Genomic DNA, 16,292 nt, shown 5'->3' with positions numbered 1-16,292 from the left:
ATAGGATCATAGCTTTTAGATGTGTAGAAGAAAACAAAAAGAAACCAGTTTCTTACATATAGAGTCCCGAGGCTTCGGGATTGTTGATACAAGTGAAACGCCTTTTATAAGTTTACAAAATCTATGATTCTATGTGTTAAAAATAATTATACCTAATGGATTATAGCAAAATAAAATCTCTATCGCCAAAAAAAAATACTATGAAAAATTACTTCATAAAAATTAGCCTATACGCCTCACTTATAATTTTAATCACCAATTGTGCTGTTAAAAAAAACAATGCAGTTACAGATTCAAAAAAAGACATTCCTTTAAAAGATACCGTTGTTTACAGCGCTAAAGATAAAGCAGAGAAAAAAACTTTTTTCAAAGATACAGATCGCGAAACGGCTTGGGTTGACAGCATTTACAACAAAATGACCATTCGTGAAAAAATTGGTCAATTGTTCATGATTTCGGCCTATTCTAACAAAGATTCACTTCATACCAAACAAGTCAATGATTTAGTTCAAAACTACAAAGTAGGAGGCGTAATCTTTTTTCAAGGAGGTCCGGTTCGTCAGGCAAAATTGACAAACCTGTATCAATCAAAAGCAAAAGTTCCTTTGTTTGTTGCAATTGACGGCGAATGGGGATTAGGAATGCGATTAGACTCAACTTACACGTATCCGTGGAATATGACTTTGGGTGCCATTCAGGATTTGAGTTTAATTGAGAAAGTGGGAGAAAATATCGCTAGCGAAAACAAGCGAATTGGACTTCACTTTAACTTCGCTCCTGTTTTAGATATTAATACCAATCCTAAAAATCCTATTATTGGTAATCGTTCTTTTGGCGAAGACAAAGTTAATGTAAGCAACAAAGCCATTGCCTTGATGAAAGGTGTAGAAAGTCAAGGCGTTTTTAGTACCGGAAAACACTTTCCCGGACACGGAGACACTTCGACAGATTCGCATAAAGCATTGCCTCTTGTCGATTTTTCTAAAGAGCGTTTAGAGTTGGTTGAGCTATATCCATACAAACGAATGTTTGATGAAGGATTGGTTTCTGTAATGGTGGCACATCTTAGTATTCCAAGTTTAGATCCAAGACCCAATTATCCTTCTTCAGCATCTTATGAAATCGTAACCAACTTACTTCAAAAAGAATTAGGCTTTGAAGGTTTAATTTTTACCGATGGTTTAGCTATGAAAGGCGCAAGCAATTTTAAACCGCCGGGAGAACTGGAAATAGCTGTAATTCTTGCCGGAAACGATATTTTACTTTGTCCGGAAAATGTTCCTGTAGCAGTCGAAAAACTCGAAGCAGCCTATACCGATGGTACCATTACCGAAGAACGTTTGGCGCACTCCGTAAAAAAAATATTGCATTACAAATTCAAAGCGGGATTAAACAAGTACAAGCCTATTAATATGGTAAATATTTACAACGATCTTAATCCGTCAAAAAATGATGCATTGCATTATAAGTTGTATGAAAACGCGATTACAGTTTTAAAAAATGAAAAGGAAATACTTCCTATCAAAAACTTAGATCAAAAAATTGCCTATGTAAAATTGGGTGACGATGTAAACAGCACTTTTGTAACCGCTTTAAAAAAGTATACTGAAGTTACAGAAGTATCGAACACCAATCTTGAAAGTCTCAACAACGAATTAAAAAATTATGACACCGTAATTATTGGTTTTCATAAACTGAATAAAACGTGGGAGAAACAAAACTTTACAGATACAGAATTGCTTTGGCTGCAAGAAATTGCAAAGCACAACAAAGTGATTTTAGATATTTTTACAAAACCTTATTCGTTATTGCCAATCACAAATTTTGATGATATCGAAGGTTTAGTCGTTTCTTACCAAAATTCAAGTATCAGTCAGGTAGTTTCGGCAGAATTGTTATTTGGAGCAATTGGAGCAAAAGGAAAATTACCGGTATCAATTAATACCAGTTTTAGTGTAAACGATGGTTTATCTACCGAAAAATTAAACCGCTTGGCTTTTACAATGCCTGAAAATGTAGATATGAATCCGGCTATTTTATCTAAAATTGATGCTGTTGCACAAAAAGCAATTGATGGCAAAATGACTCCCGGAATGCAAGTTCTTGTAGCTAGAAAAGGAAGCGTTATTTTTCAGAAATCATACGGTTATCAAACCTATGATAATGTTAGAAAAGTTACAAATTCAGATTTATATGATGTCGCTTCGATTTCAAAAATGATCTCGACATTGCCAAATGTAATGCAATTGTACGATAAAAATAAAGTGACACTAGATACTAAACTAAAAGATATGGTGCCTTTTTTTGCCAAAACAAACAAAGAAAACATCAGCTTTAAAGATTTACTAACACATTATGCAGGGCTTCAGGCTTGGATTCCGTTTTACAAAGCAACTTTGGACAGTGACGGAAAACCTTCGGCTAAATATTATCGTAAAATAGCCGAATCTAAGTTTTCGACGAAAGTCGCAGATAGTTTATTTATTAGAGATGATTATCACGATACGATCATGAAAATCATTGCAGATAGTCCGTTATCACTAAAAAAAGAATACAAATACAGTGATTTTACTTTTATCATCTTAAAAGAATATTTGGAAAGAAAAACGCATACAAAACTAGAAGATTTGAGTCAGCAGAATTTTTTCAGCACACTTGGTATGAATAATACCTTGTACAATCCGCTAAACAAATTCGACAAAAACAACATTGCTCCTACAGAGATTGATACTTATTTTAGACATCAGCTTATTCAGGGTTATGTGCACGATATGGCGGCCGCTATGGAAGGCGGAGTTGCAGGTCATGCAGGAATTTTTTCGAATGCAATGGATGTTGCCAAAATGATGCAATTGTATTTACAAAAAGGAAATTACGGTAATAAACAATATTTTTCTGAGCAAACATTTGATGCTTTTAATACTTGCTATTACAAAGATCAAGGCGTTCAGAGAGGTTTAGGTTTTGATAAAAGAATTGGCAAAGATGGCCCAACTTGTGCCTGCGTTTCTGAATCTAGTTTTGGACATACAGGATTTACAGGAGATATAGCTTGGGTAGATCCGGAAACTGAAATTGTTTATGTGTTTTTATCCAACAGAACTTTTCCTAATGTTGGCGATGATGGAAATAAACTTGCTAAAGGAAAAATTCGAGAAGACATCCAGAAAATAATTCAGGAAGCCATTATAAAATAAGAACTTATAAATTCAATGTCATCCTGAGCGGAGTCGAAGGCTTATGACCTTAAAAGGGCTTCGACTAAGTTTATCCTGAGCAAAGCCGAATGGACTCAGCCTGGCACTTATATTTTAATTGAACCCTAAACAACCAAACCTATGACAAAAGAACGTTTAACATCTCTCGACGTATTTAGAGGATTTACTATTTTATTAATGACCATAGTCAACAACCCGGGCAGTTGGTCATCAATATATCCGCCGTTAGAACATGCAGAGTGGCATGGCTGTACGCCTACTGACTTGGTTTTTCCATTCTTTGTTTTTATAATGGGAACTGCAATACCATTTGCAATGCCAACAAAACATTTTGACTGGGCAGTCTTTAATAAAATTTTAGTTCGTTCACTTAGAATATTTTGTTTAGGTTTTTTCCTAAGTTGTTTTAGTCGAATTCATTTATTCGATTTGGAAGGAATTCCATTGTTAGCAATCAGATTACTTATAACTTTTGCCGTCGCATATGCCCTTTTAGGAAACTTTAGTTTAAAAGTTAAAACCTATCTCGCCGTTGGAATCTTTGCCATATTATTGGGTTTAACATACAGTAATTTAGAATCTTTTCAAGACACTAGAATTCCCGGAGTTTTACAACGAATAGGAATTGTGTACTTCTTTGCTTCTATTTTATATTTAAAAACAAACTTAAAAACACAACTTATAGTCGCGGCTTCACTATTAATAGGGTATTGGCTTTTAATGGCTTTTGTTCCCGTTCCCGGATTTGGCGAAGCTAATTTTGATAAAGGAACCAATCTTGCGGCATGGTTAGACAATTTACTTTTAGAAGGACATTTATGGGCATCTTCTAAAACTTGGGATCCAGAAGGTATTTTGAGTACTTTACCTGCTATTGGAACTGGTATTATTGGAATGTTTATTGGCCAATTATTAAACTTGCAAATTGCTAAAACTGAAATCGCTAAAAAATTGGCCCTTGCAGGAATTGTTCTTATAATCTCAGGTTTACTCTGGAATATTATATTCCCAATCAATAAATCTCTTTGGACAAGTTCTTATGTATTATACACTGCCGGTATCGCAACAATATGCCTTACTCTATTGTATTATATTATTGACATTGCCAATTATAAAAAATGGACAAAACTGTTCTTGATTTGGGGCGTAAATCCTATGATTGTGTTTTTCTTTTCGGGTGTAATTCCTAGAGTATTAAGTTCAATCAAAGTTCAAAGTCCGGAAATCGCGACAGAACAAATCAATCTTCAAACTTTGATTTATAAATTTGGAATTGAAACTTGGTTCGAAAACCCGTTAAATTCCTCATTAGCTTATGCAATTTTGTATGCCATTTTTTGGTCCCTTATATTATGGGTTTTCTATAAAAAGAAATTAATATTTAAGGTATAATGATATTGAGTTGTTTTTGTTTAAGTTAGAAAAACAATACAAATTAGATTTTTTAGATTATAGAAAGAGACGAGCGATCGTCTCTTTTCTTGTTTATAGATTTTTCGATTATTAAAAAAAAGAACAATATTAGAAAAAAATCAATTCAAGCTTACCTGCTAAGTTTTGGATAACAAACAAACTATCAAGTACATGGGAATTTTAAAAACTATTCTAAAAATTAAATAAACATTTCTAAATCTAAATTCTCTAATTGTACGTAAGTAGGCAAGCACAGTAGTCTTTAATGTTTTTTTAGAATATCTTAAAATACTATACTACTAATAATTAGTGTTTTTTGATAAATTTTAAATTAGAATAAAGGATTGGAAAAATTAAACATTCAAAGATTAAAAAGTAGTTTACAATATCTGGAAAGCAAACAAAGAGAATTAAAAAGAAATTCTGAAAGTCAAAACCGAAGTATCGAATCTATTATAAAGTATTTAAAAAAAGACATCATCGATCAGTTTAAACTAGCAAATTATGATATCTACATTAACCAAGAAGTTAAAAACACAGAGCTTTTTATCGACAGCGTACAAAAAATTATAGAGAGCAATTCTTAAAATCAGGCTTTATAAATTTTATTGTTACCCTATTTTAATAATGCAGAAAGTTTTGGAAAAAGTTCTCTCCCATTCTTTCGCAGCATCTTCATCCTTTTCGAATCAAATAAATTAGAATTTCCTCTTCTAGTTCTTTTGACAAATTTTCGTACTCTAATTTATGCTTGAAATTCTTTTCAAATTTCCGCTTAAACTTCTCCGCTTTTAATTTACTCTTGCAGTATTCATCGCAAATTGACTTAAAATTGTCATCTACTAAATACAAAATCTTGAGTGATTCGTTGTACTCAACAAATTTGACATTGTACAATTCTTTTGGGACAGACATTTTTACTTTTTTAATTGAGAATTAAATTACAAATAAAAAGGAAATCGTTTTTTAGAAACAGGTTTCATTTTATAAATTGAAACACGACGGTTCATTTTGAAACAAGTCATCTTTTTTTAAATTGGAACAAATCGGTACAAAAATTTCAATTTACAAAAACCAAATCACTTGTAAATCATAGCTTATTTTTTGCGCCAAATACTCTAAAGCAATTACAAAACCTGTTTTAAAATGCTAAAAAAACCATGCTGAAACGGTAAAAACAGGAAGTTTACACAAATTTGAAAGTTTTATGATAAAAACTGAAAGACCTTTTTAGAACTCAGGTCTAACTTCGCTTAATCGAAGCATTAGAACAAACAGATCATAAATCTAAAAGATTAACCAATGAAAAAAACCTTAGCCTTATTTTTAGCTATCACTGCCTTTTCAATAAATACGTTTGCCCAACTTAAACAAGAAGATCCGTCGTTGGAATGGTTTAAAAAAACATCCGAAGTAATCAATTTTCAGTTAAACAAAGCAGCACAAACTTATAAACCGGGCAAAAATCCGCGTTCTATTAATCCTAATGGAACAGTTAGAATTGCCGGATTGACAGATTGGACAACTGGTTTTTTTCCGGGAAGTCTTTGGTACGGCTACGAACTTACAGGAGATAAAGCATTGGCAGAACAAGCAAAAAAATTTACAATCGCTTTAGATTCTATTCGAAACATAAAAAACACACACGATGTTGGTTTTATGCTATTCTGTTCTTACGGAAATGCATACCGAATTACTGGCGACAAAACGTATCTTCCTGTTCTTGCAGATGGAGCTGCGAATCTTTACGCTCGTTTCAGCCCAACTGTTGGAACAATTCGTTCATGGGATTTTGCTTGGTTGCATTATCCGGTAATTATCGATAATATGATGAATTTGGAATATTTATATTGGAGCGCCAACCAATTTAACAAACCTGAATATGCAAAAGCAGCAAGTACACATGCTTTAACCACAATTAAAAACCATTTTAGAAAAGATTACAGTTCGTATCATTTAGTAGATTATGATCCAAAAACGGGTAAAGTATTAAAAAAAGGAACCCATCAAGGTGTTACAGATGATTCGGCTTGGGCACGTGGACAAGCTTGGGGATTGTACGGATATACGATGTGTTATGAGAATACTAAAAATCCGAAGTTTTTAGATCAGGCAGAACGTATTGCTTCTTTTATTATGAATCACCCTAAAATGCCAAAAGACAAAGTTCCGGTTTGGGATTTTGATGTTCACAACGCCTTAGATACAGCCGAGCTTGCACCAAGAGATGCATCGGCAGCAGCAGTAATTGCATCGGCATTATTAGATTTAAGCACTCAGGTTAAAGACGGAAAAAAGTATGCCGATTATGCCGAGGATATTTTAAAATCTTTATCGTCTGATGCTTATTTAGCAAAACCGGGAGAAAATAGTTATTTTTTATTGAAACATAGTGTTGGAGCATTTTTATACAATTCAGAAATTGATACACCGCTAGATTACGCAGATTACTATTATCTTGAGGCTCTAAAAAGATACGCGGCAATTAAAAAAATTGATTTGTCGAAAAATCGCACTTCAATCAACTAACGATGATGAACTTAAAAAAAATATTTGTTTCTTGTTTTTTTTGGCTTTTTGCGCAAAGTATTCTTGCGCAGGAAGCTAAAATCAGTGCATCAAGTTTCGACAATATAAACCTCGAATACAAAGGACTTGAAAAAGTAAAAAACTTGGTCAATTCGCGTAAATATGATGATGCAGCAAAAGAACTTTTAAAATATTACCGCAATCGTACCAATGTTAAACTTTTAGATTTTAATCTTGAAGATAACGTAAAATTTGAAGGCAAAAAAGTAAACGAAAATACACTGCAACTTGCCAATGATATTTTGGTTCATAAATTTAAACCTCACAAAGGTTATCCAACATTTGATTATGGCAAAGACATTAATTGGCAATATCGTCCTGTACAAGATCAATTGCTTACTACCTTTTTGCACAGAACTGCTTTTTGGGAATCTTTGGGTATTGTATACCGCAGTACGGGTGACGAACAATACGCAAAAGAATGGATTTTTGAGGTGCGCGATTGGATAAAGAAAAACAAACAAGGCGCTTATTCTGATGATAAAGAATATGCTTGGAAAGCTTTTGTGGTTTCTTTTAGATTGAACCATTGGTCTGGTTATTTTAACTTGTTTGTGAATTCGCCCAACTTTACTCCCGCTTTCTTAATCGAATATTTAAACTCCTATAATGAGCAGGCAAATTATGTAAAGAACAATTATACTGATATTGGCAACCATAGATTGTACGAAGCTGTACATATGATGTGTGCCGGAAGTTCGTTTCCCGAAATGAAACAGGCCGAAACTTGGCGTAAAAGTGGAATTGTGATTTTAAACGAAGAAATTAAAAAGCAAGTATTACCAGATGGAATTCAGTTTGAGTTGTCTCCCTCTTATCATATTGGAACCATTAAAATATTTTTGGATGCACTGCAAATTGCGCAATTAAACGGTGCCGAAAATGAGTTTCCGGAAAGTTACCGTGATTTGGTCAAAAAAATGATTTTGGCAGTAGGCAAATACTCGTTTCCGGATTATACATTTCCGCTTTATGGAAATTCATTTATGACCAATAAAACTCTAATGCTCAAAAATTATCAATTATGGGCAAGTGTTTTCCCTAAAGAGAAAGTAATTGAATATTATGCCACAGATGGAGCATCTGGCAAACAACCTGATTATTTGTCTAGCAGTTTGCCAAATGCAGGATTTTATGCTTTTAGAAATGGCTGGGATATCAAATCGACTGTGATGCAAATAAAAGTAGGACCTCCGGCAGAGTTTCATTCACACCCAGACAACGGTAATTTTGTTTTATGGGTAAAAGGACGCGATTTTACGCCTGACTCGGGTAGTTTTATTTATGCTAATGTAGGCAATCAGGAAAACTCAAAAAGAGATTGGTATCGTTCGACCAAAGCGCATCAAACCTTAACGCTGGACAATCAGAATATCGAGAATAATGCAAAAGTAACCCAGTGGCAACCAGATGGAGATCTTCAGGTACTTTCGAGCACTAATCCTAGTTATAAAGATCTAAATCATCAAAGAACATTTCTTTTTGTAGATCAAACTTATTTTATAATAATCGACAGAGCCATAGGAAATGCCAAAGGCAACTTAGCCATTCGATACAATTTAAAAGAAGACAGTAAAGCAACGATGAATGCCGGAAACAATAGTATTGTAACCAATTATACAGATGGTAATAATCTTTTAATACAGTTATTAAACAAAGATAAAGTAACGCTAAAAGAGGAAAGTAGTTTTGTATCGTACCAATATCAAAAGGAATCACCTCGTCCGGCTTTTGCTTTCGAAAAACTAAAAAATAGCGATACAACAGAAGGTTTTATTTCAATAATATATCCGTTTAACGGAAATACGGCTCCAGAAGTTAAAATCACAGAAAACTCTGGACATAATCTATCAAATGGGATCATTGATATTACCGTATCTATCAACGGAAAAATAACTTATATAAAACAGACTTTATAGCTTTAACTTATTGATAAAAAACAATTCAACACATAGAATCATAGATTTTAGACACGTAAAAGAATAAAATAAGAAACTAGTTTCCCACACATAGCTATGTTTTTTAATACAAGTTAAACGCCTTTTATAAACTTACAAAGTCTATGATTCTATGTGTTTAAACTAACGAATTACCTTAACAATTAGTCATTCTAAAAATAATCTTATGCGCAAAAAATTACTTTTATCAGCATGGCTAATTGCCTTAGTATTTAACTTTTCGCATGCTCAATTGAGTGATATAAATGCTATAAAAACAAAATACAGCAACTGGCTTACAGGCGAAAATCTCGATTATTCGAAAGCACAAGTCAACGAAAGATACAGTCGTTTTTTGAGTAACGGAATAGCAGCAAAAAACCTCACGGCTTACGATTTTGCAAATCCCGGCGCAGTTTGGAATTTTAACGTAAGTACAGATCAAAATGCGTATCAGGTATTGGTGGAACAAAAACTAATTCGGTTGGTGTTTTTATATCAATTAAAAGGATCAGTCACAAGTCCAAATCCGGATTATCACAGTTCAGCAGTTAAAGATCTTATTTTAAAGCTTTTTAATTATATGAAAGCAAAAGGTATAAACAGTACAACAGATTTTGCTTATCTGGCAATTCCCGCAACCGAAGAAGTTATTAGTAGCGGGCATGGCGTATGCTTGCGCTCATCAGGATATGCAACGGCCATTTTTTTAATGAAAGATGAACTAATTGCGGCGGGTGAATTTACCCACCATTTGGGAGCACTTAAAACGTTAACCGCTTTTATTTCGCCAGACTATCCCAATTTTAATTTTACCAATCCCGGTTTTAATACCGATATCATTCGCTCATCAATTCAGCAGCGACTTTGTTATGTTTTGGCTCAAGACGATACCTCGAGCACAAAAGTTTCGGATATGGATTTCTTAAAAAGATTTATCGACAATGCTCTAAAAATAAGCAATGGCTGGAACGATTGTATCAAACCCGATTTTATTACTTATCATCATCGAGGAGCATATTCTAATTCTTACGGCGTAGATGCTTTACAGCAATCTTCGATCATGAATATGATGCTAAAAAACACCGCTTACGAATTAAATCCGGAAGCCCAAAGTAATTTAAAAAATGCCATTTTAAGTTACAGCAAATTCAGTAAAGGTTTTGAAATTCCTCTGGGACTCGCCGGAAGATTTCCAACCAATACAGATGCTCTTAACGATTTACGACCTGCTTTGGCTTTTTTATACGTGACAGATCCTGTTGCAAATCTCGACGCAGGAAGAGAGTTTGTAAGACTTTGGGCGCTTTCTACGACTGCCAATACCGCTTTACTTCGTCAAAATGCACTATCAATTACTTTGGTTTATACGCCAAGTGGCGTAATGGATATTTTGCAAACTCTAAATTCCGGACTTTCTCCACTTCCTGAAATAGCCGAAGGACAATTTAGTTTCCCTTTTGCGGGTTTAAGTGTACATAAATACAACGGATTTCAGGCAAGCGTAAAAGGAACAAGCAAACACGTTTGGCATTTTGAAAATTCGAGTACCGAAAATGTTTTTGGCAGATATACTTCGGCGGGTGCTTTGGAACTATTAGCTATAGGAAATCCTGTAACACGCGTTTCAAATGGTTTTTCAGAAAATGGTTGGGATTGGTCGCATATTCCCGGAACAACTGTTGCCTATCTCCCATTAAACGTTCTTGGAACTGGCATTATGCGAGAAATGAACGGAAAGAGTTTCCTTGCTCATGCTGCCTTAGATAATAATGGCGCTTTTGGTATGGATTACAAAGACGTTAATTCTGCAACGGTTATGACGGCTTTAAAATCTAACTTCTTTTTTAAAAATATCATACTTTGTCTAGGTTCTAACATCAGGGACACCAACGGAACATATCCTGTTCATACCACTTTATTTCAAACTGCATTAGCAAATACCATTACTGCAACTTATGTAAACGGAACCGTTGCCACGGGAAATAATTTTACTCAAACTCAAACAGGAGCTTTATGGGCAACAGATGCTATTGGAAACGGATATGTTGTTCCTGCAACTAATACAGACCCAATTACGATTAATCGCATCGAGCAAAACTCTATTAACAATAGCAATACAGGTAATACAACTGGTAATTTTACTACGGCTTATATGAATCATGGTATTGCACCACTCTCGGCTAAATTTCAATATGCAGTTGTCATGCAAGGCGGTCAGACCACAACAAAACAAGTTGCAGATAATTTTGCATCATACTTTAAAATTTATCATCAAAATAGTCAGGCGCATATTGTACAGTATATTCCTGATGCGATATTTGGTTATGTTATTTTTACTCCCGCAACAGTTTTTACCTACGATGTTGTGGTAAGTGTAAACAAACCAGCTGTTGTAATGACTCAAAAAACAGATAATGGCAATAAATTAAAAGTAAGTCTTACCAATCCAAATTTAGGTTTATTGACTTCAAACGAAACCTATACCTGGAGTCAGATTAGTAGTCAAAATTCTATTTTGAACAGAGCAGCACAAACAGATATGGTAACACTAACTCTTTCCGGAAGTTGGGTATTATCAACGCCAGCCAACAATGTAACCACAACGGCAAATGGCACAAATACAGATGTTACGTTTAGCACCATAAACGGATTAACCATCCAGACTGAATTAGTAAAAACCACTTTGGGCGTAAACGATTTTGATTTGGATACAAACGAATTAAAAGTAGTCGTTGCTCCAAACCCAACGCAAACAGAATTTAAAATTAATGTAAACAGCAACTCACAAGAACCTATTTTTATAAATGTTTTTGATACTTTAGGAAGACGCCTAAATACAGTAAAATCAAACTACGGACAAACTATTGCAATAGGCAGTAATTGGAGTTCCGGAATATACCTTGCAGAAATTAGTCAAGGAAACAATAAAAAAACAGTCAAATTAATAAAACAATAATGAACTTTGACTGTCTAAATAGATACAGACATTTAAAGTTATTTTAACTAGAATCCGATGATACATTTAAAAAAAACAACAGCATTACTTTTTATGCTACTGACGATTTGTTTTGGCAATGCACAAGAAATTGCTATTAACAAAGAAAGTTTTAATACAATCAACCTCAATTACTCAGGTTTGGAGAACGTAAAATCTCTTTATAATTCAGGTAAATTCGACGAGGCAGCGCGTGAACTTTTAACCTATTATCGCAATCGTAAGAACATCAAAAATCCTGATTTTAATATTGGTGACGAAGCTCGTTTTAGAGGAAAAGATATTGGAAAGGCAAATCAGGAAAAAGCAGATAACGCATTATTGCATCAATTTAAACCACAAAAAGGATACGGTTTTTTTGATTACGGAAAAGACATAAACTGGGATTATTGGCCTGTAAAAGACAATGAAGTTCGTTGGCAACTTCACCGCGTTACGTGGTGGCAACCAATGGGAATGGCGTATCGCAGTTCTGGTGATGAAAAATATGCTAAAGAATGGATTTTTCAGTTTCGCGATTGGGAAAAAAAGAATTATTTAGGACGTTCTAAAGAAAATGATCAAATTGCATGGCGTCCGCTCGAAGTATCAGAGCGCATACAAAGTCTTCCTGGAACATTTAATTTATTTGTAGCTTCTCCAAATTTTACCCCAGCATTTTTGTTAGAATTCTTAAACAGCTTTAGCAAACAAACCGCTTACATTCCTGAACATTACAGTAAAGAAGGAAATCATTTATTGTTTGAAGCACAACGCGTTTTAGGTGCCGGTGCATCTTTTCCTGAGCTTAAACTTGCCGAAGGATGGCGCAAAAGCGGTATCGAAATTTTAAACCGCGAAATAAAACTTCAAGTCCTGGCCGATGGTGTACAATGGGAACTTTCTCCTACGTATCACATAGCGTGTATCGAGATTTTTCTAAAAGCATATAACTCCGCAAAAATGGCGGGTCTGGAAAAAGAGTTTCCGGATACTTACATCAATACAATCGAGAAAATGATAATTGCTACAGCCAATATTTCATTTCCGGATTACAGCAATCCAATGTTTGGAGATTCATGGACAAGCGATAAAAATGCAAGAATAAAGCTTTTTGCAAGTTGGTCAAAAATATTCCCTGACAACGAACTTATTAAATATTTTGCGACCGATGGTGCTGAAGGCAGATCAAGCTATTTATCGAACGCCTTATCAAATGGAGGTTTTTATACTTTTAGAAATGGCTGGAATAATAAATCTACGGTTATGATTTTAAAAGCAGGTCCTCCGGCTGAATTTCATGCGCAACCAGACAACGGAACGTTTGAACTTTGGGTAAAAGGACGCAATTTTACACCAGATACCGGATGTTACATTTACAGCGGTGATGCCGAAGTGACTAAAATGAGAAATTGGTACCGCCAAACCAGAGTTCATAGCACTATGACACTCGACAACCAAAATATGGTCATTACCAAAGCTCAGGAAAACAAATGGAAAACAGATAAAAAACTAGATATTCTAACCTACACCAATCCAAGTTATACTGATTTAGATCATCAGCGTAGCGTACTTTTTATCGATCAAAAATACTTTTTAATCATCGATAAAGCCATTGGCAAAGCAACAGGAAATCTTGGTGTACATTTTCAATTAAAAGAAGACAGCAAACCTGTTTATGATAAAGAAAACAACAAAGTGTATACCACTTACGAAGATGGAAATAACCTCCTTATCCAATCCTTAAATACAGATAAAGTAATATTAAATGAAGAAGAAGGAAAAGTATCTTATGTTTATGCAAAAGAAGTAACACGTCCGGCTTTTGTTTTCGAAAAACCTAAAAAAGATGCTACAACACAACAATTTATAAGCGTAGTATATCCGTTTGACGGAAATAAAGCGCCTCAAATTACGATTCAGCCTAACAATGATAATGATTTCGAAAAAGGAAATATCAGTTTAACAATTACAATTGATGGTAAAAAAAGCCAAGTAAAAATCAATTCGACTAAATAATAAAAATGAAAACAAAATTTAATCCTTTACTTTTTTTGCTCTTTCTATTATCTTGGTTCGCAAATGCACAACAACTCACGCAAGCTAGTTTTGATGCCATTGACCTTAATTATCCCGGACTTGAAAAAGTAAGAACGCTTGTTTCCTCTAAAAACTATGAAACGGCAGCTACAGAATTGCTTCGTTATTTTAGAGAACGAAAAAACATAAAACATCCTGATTATAATGTAACTGATCGCGCCAACTATTTTGGAAAACCATTAGATAAAGCTGTAATGGAAAAAGTTGATAAGGCTTTATTACATCAATTTGAACCTCACGATGGCTATGGATATTATGATTATGGCAAAGACATTAACTGGCAATATTGGCCTGTAAAAGACAACGAAGTTCGTTGGGTTTTACACCGCGTATATTGGTGGCAACCTATGGGATTGGCGTATTGGTCTACTGGCGACGAAAAATATGCGAAAGAATGGGTGCTTCAGTTTCGTGATTGGGTAAAGAAAAATCCGCTTGGACTTTCTCCAGACAACGATCGTTTTGCTTGGCGACCGCTGGAAGTTTCTACTCGTGTGCAAGACCTTACAGGAACTTTCAATATCTTTATTAGTTCTCCAAATTTTACACCTGATTTTTTACTCGAATTTTTAACGAGTTATCATCAACAAGCTTCTTATATTCCAAAAAATTACAGCGATGCAGGCAATCATTTGCTTTTTGAAGCACAACGATTAATTTATGCCGGCGGATTTTTTCCTGAACTAAAAAATGCTGCTGATTGGCGAAAAAGTGGTATTGAAGTATTAAATAGAGAAATTAAAAAACAAATTTATAGCGATGGAATGCAATTCGAGCTTTCGCCAATTTATCATTACACAACTGTAAATATTTTTTTAAAGGCTTTACGAATGGCTCAGTTGAGTGGCGTTGAAAAAGAATTTCCGGCAAGTTTTAAAGAAACAACCGAAAAAATGATTTTGGCCAATATCAACTATTCTTTCCCTGATTATAGCTTTCCAATGTTTGGTGACAGCTGGTTTGTCAATCAGACTTTAATGCAAAAACAATATCAAAACTGGTTACCTGCTTTTCCAGACAACCAAACCATTCAATATTTTGCAACCGATGGCAAAGAAGGTAAAATACTGTCTTATTTATCAAAAGCATTAGAGGTTGCAGGTTTTTATACTTTTAGAAATGGTTGGGATAAAAAATCGACCGTTATGGTTTTAAAAGCCAGTCCGCCAGGCGAATTTCATGCACAACCGGACAACGGAACATTTGAACTTTGGGTAAAAGGACGCAATTTTACGCCAGATACAGGATGTTATATTTACAGCGGAGATGCCGAAGTTACCAAGATGAGAAACTGGTACCGCCAAACCAGAGTTCACAGTACTTTGACACTCGACAACCAAAATATGGTAATAACAAAGGCGCACCAAAACAAATGGGAAACGAGTAAAAACCTTGATGTTTTAACGTATACGAACCCAAGTTATACAGATTTAGACCATGAACGTAGTGTGCTTTTTATTGATCAAAAATACTTTTTAATCATCGATAAAGCTATTGGCAAAGCTACAGGAAATCTTGGCGTACATTTTCAATTAAAAGAAGACAGCAAACCTGTTTACGACAAGAAAAACAATAGTGTTTACACCACTTATGCCGATGGAAATAATCTCTTAATTCAATCCTTAAACACAGACAAAGTAAAACTGAATGAAGAAGAAGGAAAAGTATCTTATGTTTATGCAAAAGAAACAGCGCGACCAGCTTTTGTTTTTGAAAAGCCTAAAAAAGATGCGAAAACCCAACAATTCATTAGCATAGTATATCCGTTTGACGGAAATAAAGCTCCTAAAATCAGCATCAAGACTAATCCTGATAATGATTTCGAAAAAGGAAATATCAGCTTAAATATTACGATTGATGGTAAAAAAAGTGAGGTAAAAACGACTCTACAAGAGTAAAAACTTTTCTTTTACACATATTGCCCAGACGCCTAAAAGTATTCTTTAGGCGTCTTTTTTTTGCAATAATGTAAGCTGATATTTCTAGTTCGTTTTTAATTCATTTATCGAATAAAAACCAAAAGAATCTTACTGAAATAAGACCTTAAAAGTGTAATTA

8 protein-coding genes are annotated in these 16,292 nt (G+C 34.3%); all 8 read left to right on the top strand.

The features are described from left to right. Window positions 1-200 precede the first annotated feature (200 nt). The 8 genes from IW18_RS09045 (at window position 201) to hepC (IW18_RS09005) (ending at window position 16,132) form a co-directional block, all read left to right on the top strand. Complete coding sequence (locus tag IW18_RS09045) at window positions 201-3,197, top strand: glycoside hydrolase family 3 N-terminal domain-containing protein (RefSeq protein ID WP_041517302.1); 2,997 nt, start codon at window positions 201-203, stop codon at window positions 3,195-3,197. A 141-nt stretch (window positions 3,198-3,338) separates the two neighbouring features. Next, entirely contained in the window at window positions 3,339-4,610 is a 1,272-nt protein-coding gene (locus tag IW18_RS09040) for an acyltransferase family protein (RefSeq protein ID WP_041517258.1), read from the top strand. Window positions 4,611-4,975: 365 nt separating this feature from the next. After that, on the top strand, window positions 4,976-5,218 hold the full coding sequence (locus tag IW18_RS09035; protein ID WP_052480121.1) for a hypothetical protein: 243 nt from the start codon (window positions 4,976-4,978) through the stop codon (window positions 5,216-5,218). Window positions 5,219-5,933: 715 nt separating this feature from the next. After that, complete coding sequence (locus IW18_RS09025; RefSeq protein WP_041517256.1) at window positions 5,934-7,160, top strand: glycoside hydrolase family 88 protein; 1,227 nt, start codon at window positions 5,934-5,936, stop codon at window positions 7,158-7,160. A gap of 2 nt (window positions 7,161-7,162) precedes the next feature. Continuing rightward, entirely contained in the window at window positions 7,163-9,139 is a 1,977-nt protein-coding gene (gene hepC / locus IW18_RS09020) for a heparin-sulfate lyase HepC (protein ID WP_041517255.1), read from the top strand. Between the two features lie 205 nt (window positions 9,140-9,344). Then, complete coding sequence (locus IW18_RS09015; protein ID WP_041517254.1) at window positions 9,345-12,116, top strand: chondroitinase family polysaccharide lyase; 2,772 nt, start codon at window positions 9,345-9,347, stop codon at window positions 12,114-12,116. 57 nt (window positions 12,117-12,173) lie between these two features. Continuing rightward, window positions 12,174-14,153, top strand: coding sequence for a heparin-sulfate lyase HepC (gene hepC, locus IW18_RS09010; RefSeq protein ID WP_041517253.1), 1,980 nt, complete (start codon window positions 12,174-12,176; stop codon window positions 14,151-14,153). Between the two features lie 5 nt (window positions 14,154-14,158). Then, window positions 14,159-16,132 carry a heparin-sulfate lyase HepC gene (gene hepC / locus IW18_RS09005; protein WP_041517252.1) on the top strand — a complete coding sequence of 658 codons (1,974 nt, stop codon included), beginning with the start codon at window positions 14,159-14,161 and terminating at the stop codon, window positions 16,130-16,132. Window positions 16,133-16,292 lie beyond the last annotated feature (160 nt).

Origin of the sequence: Flavobacterium hibernum (assembly GCF_000832125.1) — a bacterium.
Classification (GTDB): Bacteria; Bacteroidota; Bacteroidia; order Flavobacteriales; family Flavobacteriaceae; genus Flavobacterium; species Flavobacterium hibernum.
This window is presented reverse-complemented; position numbering and strand designations above follow the sequence as displayed.